Origin of the sequence: Streptomyces yangpuensis, from assembly GCF_001005295.1 — a bacterium.
Classification (GTDB): domain Bacteria; phylum Actinomycetota; class Actinomycetes; order Streptomycetales; family Streptomycetaceae; genus Streptomyces; species Streptomyces yangpuensis.
Genome location: NZ_LBMK01000007.1, coordinates 285599 through 305025 on the forward strand (window position 1 = coordinate 285599; position 19427 = coordinate 305025).

Genomic DNA, 19427 nt, shown 5'->3' on the forward strand with positions numbered 1-19427 from the left:
GACCTGCGCCACGCCCCGACCGGGCAACCGGATCGGGCGTGGATCCGTCGGCCCTCACGTCAGCCCGTTTTGCGGGCTTCGATCAGAAAACGGGCGGTATGTGCGACGAAGGGGCCGTCGCGCTCGATCCGTTCGTGGAGCTCGCGCAGGCGGTCCCGGTACTGCCCGACCGTGAAGCCGGGCACCATCCAGATCACCTTCCGCAGGAAGTAGATCACGGCTCCGATGTCGTGGAACTCGGTGCGCAGCCGTTCCGAGCGCAGGTCGAGGACCTCCAGACCCGCCTTCGCGGCGTCGGCGGCGGCGTCGTCGGGATGCCGGGCGCGCCGGACCTCCTCGGGCTGGGGCCCGAGAAAATATTCGACGAGTTCGAAGACGCTCGACGGGCCGACCTGCTGCGAGAGGTACGTGCCGCCGGGTGTCAGCACCCGGGCGATCTCGTCCCACCAGATGGTCACCGGGTGCCGGCTGGTCACCAGCTCGAAGGCCTCGTCGCCGAAGGGCAGCGGCGGCTCGTCGGAGTCCGCGACCACCACCGCGCCCAGCGGGTGGAGCAGCCGGGTCGCCCGCTCGATGTTGGGCGGCCAGGACTCCGTGGCCGCCATCAGGGGCGGCAGGGGCCCGGACCCGGCGAGGACCTCGCCGCCGCCGGTCTGGACGTCCAGGGCGGACCGGACCCGGGCCAGGCGCTCGGCCATCAGGCGCTGGTAGCCCCATGAGGGACGCTGCTCGGTGGCCCGGCCGTCGAGCCAGGAGAAGTCCCAGCCGTCCACGGAGACGGACTCGGCCTCGGCGACAAGATGGTCGAAAGTACGCGTCATGTATCGATCGTCGCAGGTCGGATGCCGGGCGACCACCGATTTGGTCGACTACAGTGGTCGGCGGGCCGTGACTGGCGTTCGGGTGGATCACCACCGGGGAGCGGCCCGGCGCACCCGAGGACCTCCGGTGGCGTCGACTGCCGCGCGCCTGGGCGAACCGCGAACCGCGACCGCGATCCGCAGCGACGTTCAGGAGATCCCGTGACGACTGCCCAGACCGCCCCCGCCGCCGGCACCGCCCGGCTGATGGACGGCACCGCCCTCGCCCGCCGCATCTCGGAGCAGACCGCCGCCCTCGCGGCGAAGATCACCGAGCGCACCGGCTCCGCGCCCTGCCTCGCGACCGTGCTGGTCGGCGAGGACCCCGCCTCCGTCACCTACGTCCGCATGAAGCAGAACCGCTGCGCGAAGGCCGGGATCACCTCCCGCCACGTTGAGCTGCCGGCCTCGACCACCACGGAGGAGCTGGTCGCGGCGATCACGGCCCTCTCCGAGGACCCGGAGATCAGCGGCATCCTGCTCCAGCACCCCGTCCCGCACCACATCGACGAGCGCGCCGCCTTCGAGGCCATCGCCCCCGGCAAGGACGTCGACGGCGTCACCATGCACTCCTTCGCGGCCATGGGCTTCGGCCTGCCGGGCTTCGTCTCCTGCACCCCGGGCGGCATCATGCGGCTGCTCGCCGAGTACGACGTGGACCTGACCGGCAAGCACGCCGTGGTCGTCGGCCGCAGCGCCATCCTCGGCAAGCCGGCCGGCATGCTGCTGCTGGAGCAGAACGCCACCGTCACCTACTGCCACTCCCGCACGCAGGACCTCCCCTCGATCGTGCGCCAGGCGGACGTACTGGTCGCCGCCGTCGGCAAGGCCGAGTTCATCCGGGGCGAGGACATCAAGCCCGGCGCGGTGGTCCTGGACGCCGGCTACAACGAGGGCAACGTCGGCGACGTCCACTTCGAGTCGGCGGCGGCCCGTGCCTCGCTGATCACGCCCGTGCCGGGCGGTGTCGGCCCGATGACCATCGCCGTCCTGCTGGAGCAGACGGTGCGGGCCGCGGCCGCGCAGGCCGGGCTGGACCTCGCGGACCTCTGAGCCGCCCCGCCCGGAACACCCGGCGCCCCGGACCCCGGTCCGGGGCGCCGCGCGTTTCTCGGGCCACCACTCTCAGGCCACCACCGGGGCCGGGCCCCGCTCCGGGTATGGGCCAGGTCGGTCAGCGGGCGCCGCCCCAGCCGGTACGGCCCGGCCGGCGCGGCAGGAGCCGGCCCGGCCCCCGCGCGGCGGCGTTCCGCCGCTCATCGGGCCTGTCCGACGGGGTCGGCCGGGCCGACCGGATCGGTCGCCGGGCCGGTGGGGGCGGCGCTGCCGGTGCCGCCCCCGGAGCCGGATCCACTGCCGCTGCCCCCGGAGCCGGAGCCGCTGCCGCTGCGCGTGCCGGGTGCCGGGTCGAGCCCCGCGACGGCCCGCTCCGCGGCGGTGAGCGGCGGCGCCTTCAGCGCGCCCCGGTCGGAGGCTCGCATCACATGCCAGACCACCGACGGGCGCAGCCAGTGGGTGGGCTCGACGCTCATGGTGAGGACGTTGAACAGGGCGGCGGTGAGCGCCTCGTCCGTGGTGGCTCCCGTCATCAGGCGGTTGACGTAGCCGTTGAGCACGTTGGTGCCGGCGCGCGGCTTCATGCCGGTGGCGCCCGGGTAGAGGATGTCCTGCGAGGTGGCGAGTTCCCAGGCGGTGGCGACCTGGGGCGCGATGACGCGCTGCGCCTCCCGGCCGATCCCGGGATGGGCCAGGCCCTTGTCCCGCAGCAGGGTGCGTACGGCGAGCAGGCCCTGGGCGGCGACGGTCATCCCCTGCCCGTACAGCGGGTTGAAGGTGGCCACGGAGTCGCCGACGGCGAAGAAGCCGTCGGGCAGCTCGGCCTTCTCGAAGTAGACCCGGCGGTTGGCGGTGCCCTGGGTGACGGCGACGTCCGTGAGCGGCTTGCGGTGCTCCAGGAGCTCGCCGACGATCGGGTCGCGGACGGACTTGGCGAAGGGGATGAACGCGTCGGGGTCGCCGGTGGGCTGGCCGCCGCGGGTGCCGGACAGGGTGGCCTGCCACCGGCCGTTCTCGATGGGCACGATCGTGGCGGTCTGCCCGGGCACGGGCACCCGGGGGTCGGACTGCACGTTGACGATGGGGAAGCCCATCTCGTGCGCGCCGGGGGGTGCCTCGAAGATCCGGGTCGCGTAGACGAGACCGGAGTCGACCTCGGCCTGCCGGATGCCGCTCACGCCGAGCGCCTGGAGCCAGGTCCGGGCCCGTGAGCCGCGGCCGCTGGCGTCGACCACGAGGTCCGCCGTCACCAGCCGCTCCTGCTCCTCGGGGGTGTCGACGCGGACGCCGGTGACCCGGGCCGCCGTGCCCTCCAGGCCGCGGACCCGGCTCCGCTGGAGGGTGGTCACCCCGGGCAGGCAGGTGACGCGGGAGCGGACCACGGAGTCGAGGAGGTCGCGGCTGCAGGAGATGTTGAACTGCTTCTCGCCGCAGCGCGGGATCCAGCCCTGGGCGGTCTTGGTGACCAGGTCGGTGGGCAGGCTGCGGCGGATGGCGCCGGCCTTCGTCCAGTCGTCGGTGATGCCGGGCAGGATCTTCTCGATGGCCCGGGCGCCACCCGACCACAGCAGATGGGTGTGCCGGGCCTGGGGGAGTCCGCGGCGCGGGGCCGGCCCCTCGGGCAGCGGGTCGGCGTCGATGACGGTGACCGTGGCGTGCTCGGCGAGGACAGCGGCCGCGAGGAGGCCGGCCAGGCTGCCGCCTATGACGACGGCGTGGCGGCGCGGGGAGGACTGGTTCATCGTGGCGGGCTCTCTGTCAGGGCCGTGCTGAGGGCATCGGCGTGAGGGATGCGGCGACTGGCTGGTGCTGGTCACGGCGTGGCACGGGGCTTCCCCAGCCGAGTGAGGACGTGATGCGCTCGATCGCCTCGGGGTACTGCTCCCGGGGCGACGGCAGGCAGGTGCGCAGGATGGTGCCGAGGTGCAGGCCGAAGGTTTCGGCGCGGATCTCCGCCGGGTCCCCCTGGTCGGCGCGTGCGGCGGCCTGCCGTACGACCGCCTCCAGCCCGGTGCCGGAGGCGAGCAGTCCGGCGAGGCGGCCGGGGCGGGCCTGTCCCGCCGGCCGGGCGGCCGCCGGCATGCCCGGACCGACGCTGTCGCAGGTCCCCTCGTCCAGGTGCCACAGCTCGTGGCACGCGATGACGCGCTGGTGTTCCGGCCGGGTGTGCTCCTCGACGACGATCAGGTCGGCGTCGTCCAGTTCCAGCCACAGCCCGCTCGCGGTGTCGGGCGGGAAGGAGGCGAAGTGGAAGTCCACCCTCCACTCTCCGTCGCGCCGTTCGGCGTAGGCGGCGCACAGCGCCCCGATGATCTCCGCGGCATCGGCCGGCGGCGTCAGGCGTGCGCCCTCCAGCAGGTCGGAGCCCAGCCGGCGCATGGCCCGTGTGGTCCTCATGGTGCTTCTCCCCCGGCGGCGGCGCCCTCGTCCTGCGCCCCGCCCTTCGTGCCCGGAACTCCGAGCTGCCCCTCGCGCGCGAGGAGGTCGTCCAAGTGGTCGGCCAGCGACTTCCAGCCCTGGGGCGACAGCCGGCCGGCCCGCGTGACGATGCTCCGTACGTCGTGCGCACGCAGCACGGCCAGCATCGGGTTCTCCCGCTCCCGTGCCACGCACTCCAGTTCGCCCTCGATCAGGGCGAGAGCCGTGGCCAGCGCCTCGGTGTCGTCGGCGAGCAGGAAACCGCCGTCGACACCGTAGAAGCGCTGGATCCCGGCGGCCGCGGCCAGGTTCGGCATGCCCTCACCCTGGGCGAGGCGGGTCAGCGACTGCCCCGACGCGTCGAAGGACCTGGCTATGGCCGTCAGCGAGTGGGCCTGGCCGTCCTGGCGCGGCCGGGTGCGCCGCAGGTGCTCGAACCGCTGGTGCACCTGCTCCTTCAGGGGGAGCCGGGGCGGCCGGCCGTCGAGGGTCTGCCGGACGGCCTGAGGACTGATTCCGGTCAGGTACGAGAGGTGCTCCAGGTCGTCGCGGCCGTCCGAGACCGTGGTGACGGACAGGGCGAGCGCCCGCTCCACCGCGCTCTTGCTGTCGGCCAGCAGGAAGCCCGCGTAGACGCCGAAGAACCGCTGCACGCCGGCCGCGTGCCCCATCCGCGGCAGCCCGGTGCCCGCGTTGAGCGGGCCCAGGGAGGCCCCGGGGGCGCCGAAGTCGTGGGCGATGGCGGCGAGCGGCCATTCCCGGCCGTGTTTGTCGCGGCGGGTCGCGCGCAGCAGCCGGAACCGCTGGTGCACGCGCCGTTCCAGCGGCACCTCGGCGGACGTACCCGCCACCACCCGCGGGATGCGGTGGGGTTCGACCCCGGACAGATGGCTCAGCCGCCCCACCGCCAGCACCTCGGCCGGGTCCCGGCCGCACCGCTCCGCGAGGGCCGCGACACGCCGCCAGATCGCGGGGAGGTCGGGTCGGGCGGCGGCTCGCACCGGCGGAATCTCCATATGTCGACAAGGCGTTCGAGTGGATCGGGCTGCGTGAAGCCTAGCCCCCCACTCCCGGCCGAACCACGCGAACCCCAATGTTTCCTGCCGCCCGCCTCAAAAACCGTTGGCATGACCTCGCAGGTAATCGACCCTGCGTGAGGGGGCGCGGCACAGTGGGGGCACCGGGTTCCGGGGCCGCGCACTCGGTTCCGGGGCCCGGCTCCCACCTGGCCGTTCGACCTCGACGGAGGCTGAGTCCCCATGTCCGCGACCCTGCTCGCCGGTTTCGCCCGTACCGCCGTCCCGCAGCTCGCGCTGCGCCGCTTCCTCGCCCTCGACTCCGTCGTCACCACCGGCAACGGCCTCGCCTACGTCGCCTTCTCCGCCCCCCTGGGGCGGCTGCTCGGGGTCGGGCAGGAACTGCTCCTGGCCCTCGGCGTCCTGCTCGTGCTCTACGGCGCCGCCGTCGGTGCGCTGGCCTCGCGCCGCCGGCCCCCGGCGCTCGCCGTGAAGGCCGTGGTCGAGACCAACTACGCCTGGGCCGCGCTCAGCCTGGTGGCCCTCGTCGTCTGGTTCTCGCCGACCGTCGCCGGGACCGTGTGGATCCCGGTGCAGGCCCTCACCGTCGCCGGCTTCGCCGTGCTCCAGCAGCTCGCCCTGCGCTCAGTCGCCGAGTGAGCGCAGGTACTTCACCGTCGCCGGGTCGGCCGGGAGCATCGTCTCGATGGCCAGCTCGGCGACGGTCACGTCCATCGGCGTGTTGAAGGTCGCGATGGACGAGACGAAGGACAGCAGGTGGCCGTCGTGCTCGATGACCAGCGGGAGCGCGATGTACGGGACCGGTTCGCGCCGCTCGCCGTCCCCGGCGCGCGGGGCCACCGGGTAGGAGGAGACCTCCTCGTACAGTGCGCGGAGCGGCTCGGACCGGGCCAGCGCGATCTGGCGTTCCATCTGGGCGAGCAGGTGCCCCCGCCACTGGGCGAGGTTGCGGATCCTCGGGGCGAGACCCTCGGGGTGCAGGGTGATCCGCATCGCGTTCAGCGGCGGCGCCAGCAGGTGCTCCGGCAGACCGTCGAGCAGCATCACGATGCCCCGGTTGGCTGCGACGACGTCGTACGTGGCGTCCACCACCAGCGCCGGATAGGGCTCGTAGCCGGTCAGCAGCCGTTCGATGCCCTCGCGCAGGGTCTCCATCGACGGGTCGTCCAGCGCGGTCTGCGCGTAGCGCGGGGCATAACCCGCCGCCAGAAGAAGGGAGTTGCGCTCCCGGACGGGGACGTCGAGACGGTCTGCGAGCCGCAGCACCATCTCCTCGCTCGGCCGGGACCGTCCGGTCTCGATGAAGCTGATGTGCCGGGAGGAGGAGTCGGCGCGGCCCGCCAGCTCCAGCTGGCTGATGCCGCGCCGCTCCCGCCATGTGCGGAGCAGGGCGCCGACCGTGGGCGTGGAGGTGGTCATGGCCCCGACGGTAGCCGAGCCCGCCGGGCCGGACCGCCCGCCGCGATCAGCCGACATCGAAGACGTTGCGCAGGCCGAGGCGGTACCGCCACAGGTCGTGCCGCTTGGCGGACGCCATCTCCGGCGCCCGGTACAGCGGCCGGACGGTGCACCGCGGCGCCGCCGAACCGTCCCGGTCCAGCAGGCTGTTGACGGCCGCGCGGGCCGAGGCATTGGCCCCCTCCATCGTCGCCAGGTCGATGTCGACGGCGACGTAGTCCCCGCTGAGGAAGAAGTTCGGGACGCGCGTGCCGGCGCTCGGCCGGTTGCCGAGGGTGCCGACCGGGTGGATCAGCAGCTCGTCCTGGTTGGTGGGGTGCGGGGTGCCGAGCCCGTCCACGCCGGGGTCCAGGAACCACGAGTGCAGCTTCGAGTCCGACAGCGGGGTCCTCCCGGCGTCGTTGAGTGAGGCCTTCAGCTGCGCCCACACCTCGCGCGCCACCTCGTCGCGGGTGCACTGCTTGGCCGTCTTCCCGTACAGGATCCCGGGCCTGTCCCACTCGGAGATGTCCACCGACAGGCAGTCGACCGCCGCCCCGTCGCCGTAGTCGGCGGGGAAGTCCCGCGCCGGCCAGTGCTCGGCCTGCTGGATCGCGGTCAGCGACCAGGGCGAGTCGATGCAGTTGAGGTGGCCGTGGACCAGCGGGGCCCGTTCGGTGAGATAGAACTGGATGCCGGTCATCCAGTCCGTCCGGAGCCTGTCGCAGCGCCCCAGCATCGGATCGGCGGCCCGCAGCCCCGCGCTCCAGGTGCGGCGGGCGTGCTCGACGGGCAGGGCGCTGACGTAGTGGTCGGCGGTCACGGTGTGCCGGGCACCGTCCGGGCCCTCGACCGCCACCCCGCTGACCCGGCCGCCGCCGTACTGCACCTCCCGTACCGTCCAGCCGATCCTGAACTCCACGCCGAGGGAGCGCAGATGGGCCTCCCACGGGTCGATCCACGCCTCGTTGGTCGGCAGGTTGAGGATCCGGTCCGGCGGGCCGTCGGCCCCGCGGCCGAGCAGGTTGAAGACGAAGGCCTCGCCGAGGGTGCCGACCGTGCGGGTGGAGGCCTCCTCCGCCTTGGTCGCCACGATGTTGCGGGTGACGCCGACGGCCAGGATGCGCTGGTACTCGTTCGACATCTGTGCCGCCCGGGTGAACTCCCACCACGGCGTGTGCTCCCAGACCTCGGTCCGCCGCTCGTCGCAGCTGGTCAGGAAGACGAGGACGCGGTTGACGAAGTACGCCGTCTCGTGCGGCGGCAGCCGGAAGAAGGTCTGCAGGAGGCCGGACAGGGCGCGCCGCACCTCGTCGGGGGTCAGGGCGGCGGGGGAGTGACCGGGCCAGGGGATGGGGCCGCGCAGGTCCTCGCGGCCCCCGGCGCGGGCGAACATCATCTCGGGCGGGGCCACCAGGTTGTCCCACACGCCGTTGGTGTTGCCCGCGAAGGGGATGCGCCGCATCGTGTCGGGCAGGTTGTGGTAGATGCCGGGGATGAAGCGGAAGCCGTGCTCCGCCGGGAGTGCTCTGCGGCCGCCGCGGGCGCTGCCCGGTACGTCCATGCTGCGGGCCTTGCCGCCGAGCGCGCGGCGCTCGTGGACGGTGACGGCGTAGCCGCGCTCGGCGAGTTCGTGGGCCGCGGTCAGGCCCGCCACCCCGCCGCCGAGGACGGCGACGCGCCGGCCGTTCGACGGGGGCGGTGCGGGCGGTGCGGCCGGTGCCGAGCCGGTCGCGGAGGCCGCGGCCGGGGCCCCCAGGGCCGCCGCGGCCTGGGCCGACAGGGCTGCCGCGCCCGTGCCCGCGATGAACGTACGCCTGGAACTCCCGGAGCCGGCCATGGCGAATGCCCCCTCGTTACCGCTGGTAACAGTCACGTCGGCGCAGGAGCCTAGGGGGCGGGCGCCGGAGGCGGAAGGTGCAGAAGTACCCGAGCGCACTATGGCGCGAAAGGTTCGATCCGGCGTGCACTGTGGGAACCTTGACTACACGTCACGGGAAAGGGAGCCGGTGCATGCCGAGTGAACCGCTGTCGCAGAAGGAGATCGAGGACCGGTTGCGGGAACTCCCCGGCTGGGCCTTCGAGGACGACCGGATCATCCGTACCTACCGACTGGGCACGCATTTCGCGGCGAGCGCCCTGGTCGCCCATATCGCCTCCGTCCAGGAGGAGTTGAACCACCACTCCGATCTGACGCTCGGCTACAACACGGTGCGGCTCTCCGTGAACAGCCACGACGCCGGAGGTGTGGTCACCGAGACCGACTTCGCCCTCGCCGAGCGCGTCGAGTCCCTCGCACCCGCCCACGGTGCGAGCTGATGACCACCCCGACAGCGACCGCGGAACCGCTGCTCGACTACGACGCGGAGGCCGCGTTCTACGACGCCACCCGCGGCGGCACCCCCCGCGCCGAGGCCGCCGCCGCGGCCGTCCTCAGCCTCCTCCCGGCCGAGGTGGGCACCCTCCTCGACCTCGGCTGCGGCACGGGCATCGTCACCGCCCGCCTCACCCGCCCCGGACTGCGCGTCCTGGGCGCCGACGCCTCCCACGGCATGGCTGCCGCGGCACTGCGCCGCGGCGTCCCCGTGGCCCTGGCCGACGCCGCCCGGCTGCCCGTGCGCTCGGGCTCCCTGGACGCGGTGAGCGCGGTGTGGCTGCTGCATCTGCTGCGGGAACCGGGACTGGTGCCCGCGGTGCTCGCCGAGGCGGCCAGGGTGCTGCGGCCCGGCGGGGTCCTCGTCGCCTCCGTGGACAAGGACTCCGCGCACGACGTCGGCAGCGACATCGACGCCGTGTTCGCCGCGCACCTGACCCCGACCCCCTCGGACGCCTCCGGGGAGGTCGAGGCGCACGCGGCCCGGGCGGGCCTGCGCCCCGGCGGCGAGGCCCGCTTCACCGGGCACGGCCAGGGCCGCACCCCGCGCGGCTCCGCCGAGGCGCTGCTCGCGGGACGGTACGCCTCGCGCATCGTCCCGCGCGGTATCACCGCCCGCGAGCTGGCGGCCCGGCTGGAGCTGCTGCCCGACCAGGACACCCCGCGCGCGGAGCCCACGTACCGCCTGCGGAGCTTCGTACGCGTGTGACGCGCGGGGCCGGGCCGGGTCCGGGCCGGGAGGCTATGCGGGCTCCAGCCGCCACCACTGGGCCGGGGAGTCGGTGTCCTCGGCCTGCCGGACCCGGCCCTCCTCGTCGGCCTCCAGGAGCAGGCCGCTGATGCAGGCGATCAGGGACACCACTCCGGGATCGTCGAGGTGCTCCTCGACGATCCACTCCTGCGCGCCGAAGGCGTTGGCCCGCCACACCTGCACCCGGGCGCCGCTGTCCGTCGACGCGTTCGCCACGTCGAGGCGACGCTCGTTGTCCTCGCTCACCACGTGGAAGATCCCGCCGCCGCTGTGCACCGGCGAGATCAGCCAGCGGCGGGCGGCCGCCGGAGCCGGCGGACCATCCGGGCCGACCCGCACCCGGGAGGCGCCCTCCAGCTGGAGCACCAGCCCGCTGTCCACATTACGGATCCGGTAGAGCCCTTGGGAGAGGTTCACCCGGCCGCCCTCACACGTCGAATTCGGCCGGGTCCGGGCCGATCCGGCGGCCCGCCGCACCCGCGCCCAGAGCGTCCAGGGCAGCCATCTCGGCGGCGTCCAGCTCGAAGCCGAAGACGTCCAGGTTCTCCCGGATACGGGCGGGGGTCACGGACTTCGGGATCACGACGGTCCCGTGCTGCAGGTGCCAGCGCAGCACCACCTGCGCGGCGCTGCGTCCATGCGCGGCGGCGATCTCGGCGACGGCCGGCAGCGTCAGGAGTTCCTTGCCCTGGCCGAGCGGCGACCAGGCCTCGGTGACGATCCCGCGCGCGGCGTGCTCGGCGCGCAGCGCGGCCTGCGGGTGCAGCGGGTGGAGCTCGACCTGGTTCACGGCCGGCACCAGGGCGCTCTCGGCGGCGATCCGGTCCAGGTCCTGCGGGCGGAAGTTCGACACGCCGACGGCCTTGGCGCGGCCGCTCGCGGCGATCTCCTCGAAGGTCTTCCAGATGCCCACGAAGTCGTCGCGCATCGGGCGCGGCCAGTGGATCAGGTACAGGTCGACATGGTCGAGACCCAGCTTGGAGAGGGAGTCGTCGAAGGCGCGCAGCACCGCGTCGCGGCCCCACGTCTGCTTCCGGCCGTTCCACAGCTTGGTGGTGACGAACAGTTCCTCGCGCGGCAGCCCGGAGGCCGCGACGGCCTTGCCGGTGCCCTTCTCGTTGCCGTAGATCGCGGCCGTGTCGATGCTGCGGTATCCGGCCTCCAGGGCGGTCCCCACGGCGCGCTCCGCCTCCGCGTCCGGCACCTGCCAGACGCCGAAGCCGAGCTGGGGCATGAGCGTGCCGTTGTTGAGCTTGATGGCCGGGACCTGGTTCACGTCGGGTCGTTCCCTCACGTCGGCGCGTGGTGCGCGGTGGTACTGCGTCGTACGAGGGGCGACAACCGGCCCCCCGTACGACCTATTCCCGCCCCCGGCCGGCGGGGCCGTCCGGGGTGGCCGGGGTGGCGCGCGGTCCGGGGGCCGCCGGCTCACGCGGTACCCAGATACGCCTCGCGTACCAGCGGGTCCGCCCGTACCTCGGCCGGGGTGCCCTCGGCCAGCACCGTCCCGAGGTCCAGTACGACGACCCGAGTGCAGAGGTCCATCACGAAGGCCACGTCGTGCTCGACCAGCAGCACCGCGCAGCCCTCCTCGGCCGCCAGCCGACGCACCACCGCCGCGAGCCGCTCACGCTCGGGCGCCGACATCCCGGAGGCCGGTTCGTCCAGCAGCAGCACCCGCGGCGGGTCGGCCACCGCGCGCGCCAGCTCGACCATCCGGGCCTGCCCGACGGGCAGGCCGCCGGCGTACGAGGCCCCCAGCGCGCCGATCCCGCAGTCGGCCAGCACCCGCTCGCCGCGCACCCGGCGGGCCCGCTCCCGGGCCCGCCGGGCCGGGAGGGCGAGGAGGTCGGCGGCCGGACCGCCCCCACCGCCCCGCCACTCCTGCGCCACCAGCACGTTGTCGGCCACGCTGAGCTGCCCGAACAACTGCTGGCGCTGGAACGTCCGGCGCAGCCCGTGCCGGGCCCGCCACACGGGGGAGCGGCGCGTGATGTCCGCCCCGTCCAGCAGGATCCGCCCCCGGTCGGGCCGGCGGATCCCCGACAGCACGTCGAACAGGGTGGTCTTCCCCGCCCCGTTGGGTCCGATCAGCCCGCACACCTCGCCCGCCGCGACCCCGAGGTCCACCCCGCCGAGCGCCCTCACACCGCCGAACCGCACGCCGACACCCCCCGCGTGGAGCACGTAGCCGCTCATGTCCCCGTCCCCAGATAGGCATCGGTGAGCCGGTCGGCCTCGACCTCGTCCCGGGGACCGCACCAGGCGACCCGGCCCTGGGAGAGGTAGGCCACGGTGTCGGCGACGCCCAGGATCCCGGCGGCCTTCTCCTCCACCAGGAGCAGCGCGGTGCCGGCGTCGCGGAGCTCGGTGAGCAGCGCGTACACCTCCTGCGCGACGCGCGGGGCCAGCCCGAGCGAGGGCTCGTCGGCGATCAGCACCTCGGGCGGCCGCTGCAGCAGTGGGGCCAGCGCGAGCATCTGCTGCTCACCGCCGGACAGGGCGCCGGCGTTCACCCCGCGGCGTTCCGCGAGCCGTGGGAAGCGGTCGTAGACGGCGGCCCGGGCAGCGGCCTCCGGCAGGTACAGGGCCAGGTTCTCCTCGATCGTGAGCGACGGGAAGATCCCCCGGCCCTCGGGGGCGAGCAGCACCCCGGCCCGCGCCCGGCGGACGGCCCCGTCGCCGGTGGCGTCCCGCCCGCGTATGCGTACCTCCCCGCCGGCAACGGGCAGCGATCCGGCGGCGACCCGGCACGCGGTGCTCTTCCCGGCTCCGTTCGGCCCGAGCACGGCCAGGATCTCCCCGCGCCGCACGACGAGATCGACCCCGTGCAGCACGAGCCCGCCGTCGTACCCGGCGGTGACGCCGCGCAGCTCCAGGGCGGCATCGGCCCCGTCGGAGTGCGAGGCGTGCCAGGCGCGGGGGTTCGGGAGCGGAACCCCCGACGGATCCGGGGTGGAGCGGCGGGAATGGACGCCCTGGGATGCGGAGCCCGGGGAAGGGGAGGTCCCGGAAGCGGCGGCGCGCCGCCGTGCCCGCCGCACCGGTACGGCTGCGCAGTACCCGTCGGGGTCGTTGGCGAGGGCCAGCCCGGCCAGGCCGAAGAGGATCACCGGCAGGTGCGCGGACTCCGTCACGTAGTCGGACAGCAGCCTCGGGGCCACCGCGTACACCAGCCCCGCCACCACCGCGTACTGCGGCCGCCGCACGCCCGCCGCCACCACGACGGCCAGCCACACCAGGCCCGTCATCGCCGTGAAGTCCGTCGCGGTGATCCGGGTGTTGTACGAGGCGTACAGCACGCCCCCGAATCCGGCCAGCCCGGCGGACAGGGTGAAGAGCAGCAGCTTCGTGCGCAGCACCGACACGCCCGAGGCCGCCGCCGCGGCCGGGGCCGACCGTACGGCGAGCATCGCGCGCCCCGAGGGGGATCCGCGCAGCGCGCTCAGCCCGGCGGCGACCAGCGCGACGAGCACCACCAGGGCCACCCCGAGCGCCCGGTCGTCGGAAAGGTCCACCGGCCCGAGGACCGGCCGCGGGACCGACCAGCCGGTGTCGCCGTTGCGCAGCCACCGCAGCTGGAACAGCACCTGGTCGGCGAGGAACGCCAGGGCCAGCGTGGCCAGCGCCAGCGACCTGCCGCCCAGCCGCAGCGCCGGCAGCGCGACCAGCGCCCCCAGGACGGCCGCCGCGCAGGTGCCCACCGCCAGCGCGGCCACGAACGGCCAGCCGCGGCTCATGAGCAGCCCGGCCACGAGTGCGGCCCCGGTCACGAAGGTGCCCTGGGCGAGGGAGACCATCGCGCCGAGCCCGGTCACCACGGTGAACGACATGAACACCAGGGCCACGGCGAGTCCTTGGGCCAGCAGCCCGCTCCAGAACGGTGTCGTCACGGTGTAGAACGCGACGCACAGCAGCCCCGCGCCCGCCGCCCACACCCCCCAACGCCGCCCCCAGGAGGCCCCGGCCAGGTGGTCCACCGGCGGGGCGTCCACGGCCGCGATGCCTGCGGTCCGGGCCCTGCGGGTCAGCACGAGCAGCCCGCCGAACAGGATGAGGAAGGGCACGGCCGTACGGAAGCCGGTGATGGACTCGGCGAAGGACGCGTACCCCGCCACCAGGTTCTGCAGGACCCCCAGTCCCAGCCCGCCCGCGAAGGCGAGCGGCACGGAGGCGAACCGGCCGATGACGGCAGCCGTGGCCGACACGAACAGGAACAGCGTGAAGTCGTGCGCCGACAGCCCCAGCAGCGGGGTCGCCAGCACCCCCGCCAGCCCGGCCAGCGCCGACGCGATCATCCACGCCACCGACGACAGCCGGTCGGCGCTGATCCCGCGCAGCTCGGTCAGCGAGCGGTTGTCGACGGCCGCCCGCAGCTGCAGCCCGATCCGGGTGTGCCTCATCAGCACCCACAGGGCCACCGCCACCAGCGCGGTGACCACCCAGGTGATCAGCTGGTCGGAGTCGATTCCGACCCCTTCCATGAGCTGCCAGGACGTTGCCGGGCTCGGCCCCACGCCCGGCAGCCCGAACCGGTTCTCGGCCGGTTTCACCGGGGCGCCCGCGTCCGCCAGCAGCTCGACCGCCCACAGCCCGGCGGCGGGCAGGGCCACCAGCAGCCCGATGGTCGCCACGATCTGCGCCGTCTCACCGACGTGCGCCAGCCGCCGGAACATCAGCCGGTCCAGTCCCCAGCCGAGCCCGGGGGCGAGGACGAACACCACGAGCAGTGCCGCCGGGACCGCCGGCCAGCCCAGCCCGGAGTGCAGTTCGTAGAAGGTGAGCGCGCACAGGTAGGCGGTGGCCCCGTGCGCGAAGTTGAACAGCCCGGACGCCGAGTACGAGAGCACAAGCCCGGTGGCGAGCAGTGCGTACAGGGCGCCGGAGACCAGACCGCTCAGGACGAAGACGAGCAGATCCCCCATGCCGTGGTCCTACTTGAAGGGGATGGGCTCGTAGCACTTGAACGGGACGGAGACCTCGTACGCGCCGTTCTTCAGCTGGACGAGCGCCCCGCAGCCGAAGCTGTCCTTCTGCCCCTTGGGCAGCGCGCGGTCGCCGACCAGCGTGCCGGTGTCGGAGAAGCCCTGCGCGGCGGCCTGGAAGGACTCGACGGTCAGGTCCTTGCCGGCCTTCTGCACGATGGACAGGAACAGGTCGGCCGACATGTACCCGGTGAGCATGTGCATGTTCAACGGAACGTCTTTGCCGCCCGCGGCCGCCTTGATGTCGGCCTTGAACCGCGCCATGTTCGGAGTGTCCGACTCGAACGGCTGGAACTGCAGCAGCACGTGCACCCCGTCGAGTGCCTGCCGGGTGGCGTCCTGGGCGAGCAGCCCCGGGTCGTAGTCGGTGGGGTCGGAGAGCAGCCCCTTGTAGCCGCTGCGCTTGAGCGCGGTGAAGAGCCCGATGTTGTTGGGGGTCTGCATGACGGAGACCACGGCGTCCGGGGCCTTGCCGTCGTTGCTGGAGAGGATCTCCTTCACGTACGCGGACCAGTCGCTGGGGACGGCGGTGCCCGGTACGGAGGCCTTGGCGTACGAGACCGTGAAGCCGGCGCTGGTGAAGCCCTGCTGGAAGGTCCGGATGCCGAACTTCCCGGCGTCGCTGTCGTTGGCGATGACCGCGACCGACTTGCCGTGGGCGCCGCCGAGGATCCGGCCGATGCCCTCGGGCCAGGTCTGGTTCAGGGTGCCGCCGGGGGTGGGGACCAGGCAGCCGTTGAAGCCGTAGATGTGCCGGGGCCCGCAGAAGGCCGGCAGGGTGCCCCAGCCGAAGGTCGGGACCTTCTCCTGCTCCAGGAAGTCGGCGCCGGAGAAGGTCACCGAGCTCATGGGGGAGACCGCGAAGACCTTGTCCTGCTGCACGAGTTTGCGGGCGGCGGCCATGTTCTTCGCGGGGTCCTGGCCGTCGTCCTCCGCACCGAGGTATTCGATCGTGCGGCCGTGGACGCCGCCCTCGGCGTTGGCTCTCAGGTAGCGGGCCTTGGCGCCGAGGTCGGTGTCCTTCTTGCTGTAGCCGCCGGCGGTGGTCATCGAGACGATGCCGCCGACCTTGACGGAGTCGGCGGTCACCCCGCGGGTGGTGGCGGGCGCGGAACCCGTGCCGCCCGGGGAGGTGCCGTTGGTGGAGGCGGAGTTGCAGGCGGAGACGAGCGCGACGGCCGCTGCCGCGGCGGCCAGGGTGCGGATCGGACGCAACATGTCGGGGATCCCCCTCCGGTCGGAATCCCCGCATTCTGTGGGTGACCTGACGGATCGTCAATATCGATGGACGCATTGAAGTGACGAACCGTCAGGTACGTTGGTCGCCGGCTCCGGATGCCCGGATCACGTCCGGTAGAGCTCGGCGACCTCCTTCGCGTACGCCTTCTCGATCGCCCGGCGCTTGAGCTTCAGCGAAGGGGTCAGCAGCCCCCGCTCCTCGGTGAACTGCTCGGCCAGCACCCGGAAGGTGCGGATCGACTCCGCCTGCGAGACCAGGGTGTTGGCGGCCACCACCGCCCGCCGGACCTCCGCCGTCAGCTCCGGATCGCTCACGAGGTCCGCGGCCGGCATCTGCGGTCTGCCGCGCATCGACAGCCAGTGCGCTATCCCCTCCGTGTCCAGGGTGAGCAGCGCCGCGATGTACGGCCGGTCGTTGCCCACCAGCACGCACTGCGCCACCAGCGGATGCGAACGGACCCGCTCCTCCAGCGCCGTCGGGGCGACGCTCTTGCCGTTGGACGTCACCAGGATGTCCTTCTTGCGTCCGGTGATGACCAGGTAGCCGTCCTCGTCCAGCCGCCCCAGGTCACCGGTCGCCAGCCAGCCGCCGCGCAGCACCGCCTCCGTGGCGCGCGGGTCGCCCAGGTATCCGGAGAAGATGTGCCCGCCGTGCAGCCAGACCTCCCCGTCGTCCGCGATGTACACCGTGCTGCCCGGGATCGGCCGGCCCACCGTGCCGTACTTCGTCGCCTCCGGGGGGTTCGCGGTGGCCGCCGCGCAGGACTCGGTCAGCCCGTACCCCTCGAACACCGTGATCCCGGCGCCGTCGAAGAACAGCCCGAGGCGGCGGGACATCGCCGACCCGCCCGACATGGCGTACCGCACCCGCCCGCCCATCGCCTCGCGGACCTTGCCGTAGACGAGCTTCTCGAAGAGCTGGTGCTCCATCCGCAGCGTCGCCGAGGGGCCCGGACCGCTGCCGAAGGCCTTCCGCTCGCGCGCCTCCGCATACCGCACGGCGGTCTCCACGGCCCGGTCGAAGGGTCCCGTGCGCCCCTCCGCCTCCGCCTTGCGGCGGGCGGCCGCGAAGACCTTCTCGAAGACGTACGGGACACCGAGGACGAAGGTCGGCCGGAACGCCGCGAGGTCCGGCATCAGCTCGGCCGCCGCCAGCACCGGCTGGTGCCCGAGCTTGACCCGCGCCCGGACCGCGGCCACCTCCACCATCCGCCCGAAGACGTGCGCCAGCGGAAGGAACAGCAGGGTCGACGGCCGGTCGCCCTGCCGGCCCTGGAAAACGGACTCCCAGCGGGCCACCAGGGTGTCCGTCTCGTACATGAAATTGGCGTGCGTGAGCACGCACCCCTTGGGCGGGCCGGTGGTCCCCGAGGTGTAGATGACGGTGGCCGTGGCGTCGGGCGTCACCGCGCCGCGGTGGCGGTGCACGACGTCCTCGGCGACCGAAAGGCCGGCCGCGACGAGGTCGTCCACCGCCCCGGCGTCCAGCTGCCACAGCCGTCCCAGGTGGGGGAGCCGGTCGATGACCGAGCCCACCGTCATGGCCTGGTCCTCGTTCTCCACGACGCAGGCCGTGCAGGCGGTGTCGTGGAGGATCCAGTGCACCTGCTCGGTGGACGACGTCGGGTAGACGGGGACGGGCTGCGCGCCGATCGCCCAGAGGGCGAAGTCGAAGAGGGTGAACTCGTAGCGGGTGCGGGACATGACGGCCACCCGGTCGCCGAAGCGCACCCCCTGGGCCAGCAGTCCCTTGGCGAGCGCCAGCACCTCGGCCGCCAGCTCGCCCGACGTCACGTCCCGCCACACCCCGTCGGTCTTCCGGCCGAGGACCACCCGGTCCGGTTCCTCCCGGGCGTGCTGGAAGACGACGTCGGCCAGCCCGCCGACGGGCGCGCCCGTGACGACCGGTGGGACGGTGATCTCACGCAAGGCCCCGCTCCTCTCCGCGCGCCGCGGTGAACGTACCTCAGTGTCAAGGGGGGTTGATGGGCATTCGGACACCTCCACAAGACCTCCCCAGTGATCACGCCGTTCACGCCGCTGACGTGCGGCGCAGAGGGCGCGGGCGGGCCTGCGGGCCAGGTGGCCCCGCGGGCGGCTTGCTGGGTGGCGCGGCGAGCGGCTGCCGGGGCGGGCCGACAGGCCGCTCTGGCCGGCCGCCGGTCCGCCCGCCAGCCCGCCGGTGCGCCAGGCGCCGGTCCGCCCGTGCGCCCGTCCGCCGGTGCGCGCCTGCCGGTCCGCCCCGCCGGGCCGCCAGGCCGGGGCCCCGCGGGCGGCACGGTGGTCAGCGGGTACGGGTGAGCCGGTCCGCTCCGGAGAGGACCGCCGCCGCCAGTGCCTCGGCCGCGGGCGACGCACGCGGCCCGCGCAGCAGCGCGAACTCCACCGGCCCCAGCTCCGGCAGCCCGCCCACCCGCACCAGACCCGGCGGGATCAGCCCCCGCGTGTGCGCCATCACGCCCAGCCCGGCCCGGGCCGCCGCGACCAGACCGCTCAGGCTGCCGCTCGTGCAGGCGATCCGCCACGCCCGGCCGTCCCGTTCGAGCACCTCCAGGGCCCGCGCCCGGGTGATACCGGGCGGCGGGAAGACGATCAGCGGAACCGGGCGCTCGGGATCCACCCGCAGCCCCTCCGCGCCGATCCACACCATCCTGTCCCGCCAGACCAGCCGGCCCCGCTCGTCCCCCGGACCCCGCCGCTTCGCCAGCACCAGGTCCAGACGGCCCGCGTCCAGCCGCTCGTGCAGCGTGCCCGACAGCTCCACCGACAGCTCCAGGTCCACCTCGGGGTGCTCGTGCCGGAACCCCTCCAGGATCTCCGGCAGCCGCGACAGCACGAAGTCCTCCGAGGCACCGAACCGCAGTCGCCCCCGCAGCCGCGTCCCCGTGAAGAAGGCCACCGCCCGCTCGTGCGCCTCCAGGATCGTCCGCGCGAAGCCGAGCATCGCCTCGCCGTCCTCCGTCAGCTCCACGCTGTGCGTGTCCCGCAGGAACAGCGGCCGCCCCGTCGCCTCCTCCAGCCGCCGCACGTGCTGGCTCACGGTGGACTGCCGTACGCCCAGACGCCCCGCCGCCTGCGTGAAGCTCAGCGTCTGGGCCACCGTGAGGAACGTCCGCAACTGGACCGGGTCGTACATGCCCCCATCGTAGGACGGCTCATCTCGATCCGTGATGACAGTGAGAGCGGTGTACGGGTTTCCCGATCACTGCCGGGAGCCGACCATGAAGGGACACCGAACATCCGGTCCCACCCCGCCTGCCCCCACCGCCA

Annotated in this window: 17 protein-coding genes and 1 riboswitch; of the genes, 4 read left to right on the forward strand and 13 right to left on the reverse strand. The window is 73.7% G+C overall.

Going from position 1 to position 19427, the window contains the following annotated elements:
* Positions 1–59: 59 nt before the first annotated feature.
* Positions 60–821, reverse strand: a complete 762-nt coding sequence (locus tag AAT21_RS29010; RefSeq protein WP_046779908.1) for a methyltransferase domain-containing protein — start codon at positions 819–821, stop codon at positions 60–62.
* Between the two features lie 57 nt (positions 822–878).
* Positions 879–982: riboswitch (ZMP/ZTP riboswitch) on the forward strand.
* An 85-nt stretch (positions 983–1067) separates the two neighbouring features.
* On the opposite strand from AAT21_RS29010, the gene AAT21_RS29015 reads away from it, so the two are divergent.
* Positions 1068–1913: a bifunctional 5,10-methylenetetrahydrofolate dehydrogenase/5,10-methenyltetrahydrofolate cyclohydrolase gene (locus AAT21_RS29015; protein WP_046779977.1), complete on the forward strand. Its 846-nt coding sequence runs from the start codon at positions 1068–1070 to the stop codon at positions 1911–1913.
* Positions 1914–2116: 203 nt separating this feature from the next.
* On the opposite strand, the gene AAT21_RS29020 is transcribed toward AAT21_RS29015, so the two are convergent.
* From AAT21_RS29020 to AAT21_RS34750, 3 genes are read right to left on the reverse strand one after another with little or no spacing between them, the layout of a single operon-like run.
* Complete coding sequence (locus AAT21_RS29020; RefSeq protein WP_157879808.1) at positions 2117–3658, reverse strand: NAD(P)/FAD-dependent oxidoreductase; 1542 nt, start codon at positions 3656–3658, stop codon at positions 2117–2119.
* A 16-nt stretch (positions 3659–3674) separates the two neighbouring features.
* Complete coding sequence (locus AAT21_RS34745; RefSeq protein ID WP_157879809.1) at positions 3675–4313, reverse strand: toxin-antitoxin system, toxin component; 639 nt, start codon at positions 4311–4313, stop codon at positions 3675–3677.
* Complete coding sequence (locus AAT21_RS34750) at positions 4310–5335, reverse strand: hypothetical protein (protein WP_157879810.1); 1026 nt, start codon at positions 5333–5335, stop codon at positions 4310–4312. Before AAT21_RS34750 ends, AAT21_RS34745 begins: the two co-directional genes overlap by 4 nt.
* Positions 5336–5593: 258 nt before the next feature.
* Here AAT21_RS34750 and AAT21_RS29035 point away from each other — a divergent pair, with 258 nt between their 5' ends.
* On the forward strand, positions 5594–6010 hold the full coding sequence (locus AAT21_RS29035; protein WP_046779909.1) for a hypothetical protein: 417 nt from the start codon (positions 5594–5596) through the stop codon (positions 6008–6010).
* On the opposite strand, the gene AAT21_RS29040 is transcribed toward AAT21_RS29035, so the two are convergent.
* Complete coding sequence (locus AAT21_RS29040) at positions 5996–6790, reverse strand: helix-turn-helix domain-containing protein (protein ID WP_046779910.1); 795 nt, start codon at positions 6788–6790, stop codon at positions 5996–5998. The two genes, AAT21_RS29035 and AAT21_RS29040, sit on opposite strands and share 15 nt — an antisense overlap.
* Before the next feature lie 46 nt (positions 6791–6836).
* On the reverse strand, positions 6837–8648 hold the full coding sequence (locus tag AAT21_RS29045) for a hydroxysqualene dehydroxylase (protein ID WP_046779911.1): 1812 nt from the start codon (positions 8646–8648) through the stop codon (positions 6837–6839).
* A 173-nt stretch (positions 8649–8821) separates the two neighbouring features.
* Here AAT21_RS29045 and AAT21_RS29050 point away from each other — a divergent pair, with 173 nt between their 5' ends.
* Entirely contained in the window at positions 8822–9127 is a 306-nt protein-coding gene (locus tag AAT21_RS29050) for a 4a-hydroxytetrahydrobiopterin dehydratase (RefSeq protein WP_030649609.1), read from the forward strand.
* Entirely contained in the window at positions 9127–9891 is a 765-nt protein-coding gene (locus AAT21_RS29055) for a class I SAM-dependent methyltransferase (protein WP_235439256.1), read from the forward strand. Before AAT21_RS29050 ends, AAT21_RS29055 begins: the two co-directional genes overlap by 1 nt.
* A gap of 33 nt (positions 9892–9924) precedes the next feature.
* Here AAT21_RS29055 and AAT21_RS29060 read toward each other — a convergent pair whose 3' ends face one another.
* The 7 genes from AAT21_RS29060 to AAT21_RS29090 form a co-directional block, all read right to left on the reverse strand.
* Positions 9925–10350: an RICIN domain-containing protein gene (locus AAT21_RS29060; protein ID WP_046779912.1), complete on the reverse strand. Its 426-nt coding sequence runs from the start codon at positions 10348–10350 to the stop codon at positions 9925–9927.
* Positions 10351–10360: 10 nt separating this feature from the next.
* Complete coding sequence (locus AAT21_RS29065; protein ID WP_046779913.1) at positions 10361–11209, reverse strand: aldo/keto reductase; 849 nt, start codon at positions 11207–11209, stop codon at positions 10361–10363.
* A gap of 152 nt (positions 11210–11361) precedes the next feature.
* The gene (locus tag AAT21_RS29070; RefSeq protein ID WP_046779914.1) at positions 11362–12132 is read right to left on the reverse strand and encodes an ABC transporter ATP-binding protein; all 771 of its coding nucleotides are present in this window, start codon (positions 12130–12132) and stop codon (positions 11362–11364) included.
* Positions 12129–14858 carry an ABC transporter permease subunit gene (locus tag AAT21_RS29075; protein ID WP_046779915.1) on the reverse strand — a complete coding sequence of 910 codons (2730 nt, stop codon included), beginning with the start codon at positions 14856–14858 and terminating at the stop codon, positions 12129–12131. The genes AAT21_RS29070 and AAT21_RS29075 overlap by 4 nt, the downstream gene beginning before the upstream one ends.
* Positions 14859–14867: 9 nt before the next feature.
* On the reverse strand, positions 14868–16136 hold the full coding sequence (locus AAT21_RS29080; protein ID WP_046779916.1) for an ABC transporter substrate-binding protein: 1269 nt from the start codon (positions 16134–16136) through the stop codon (positions 14868–14870).
* A 126-nt stretch (positions 16137–16262) separates the two neighbouring features.
* Positions 16263–18086, reverse strand: a complete 1824-nt coding sequence (locus AAT21_RS29085) for an AMP-dependent synthetase/ligase (protein ID WP_046779917.1) — start codon at positions 18084–18086, stop codon at positions 16263–16265.
* A 355-nt stretch (positions 18087–18441) separates the two neighbouring features.
* Positions 18442–19293, reverse strand: a complete 852-nt coding sequence (locus tag AAT21_RS29090; protein WP_046779918.1) for a LysR substrate-binding domain-containing protein — start codon at positions 19291–19293, stop codon at positions 18442–18444.
* Positions 19294–19427 lie beyond the last annotated feature (134 nt).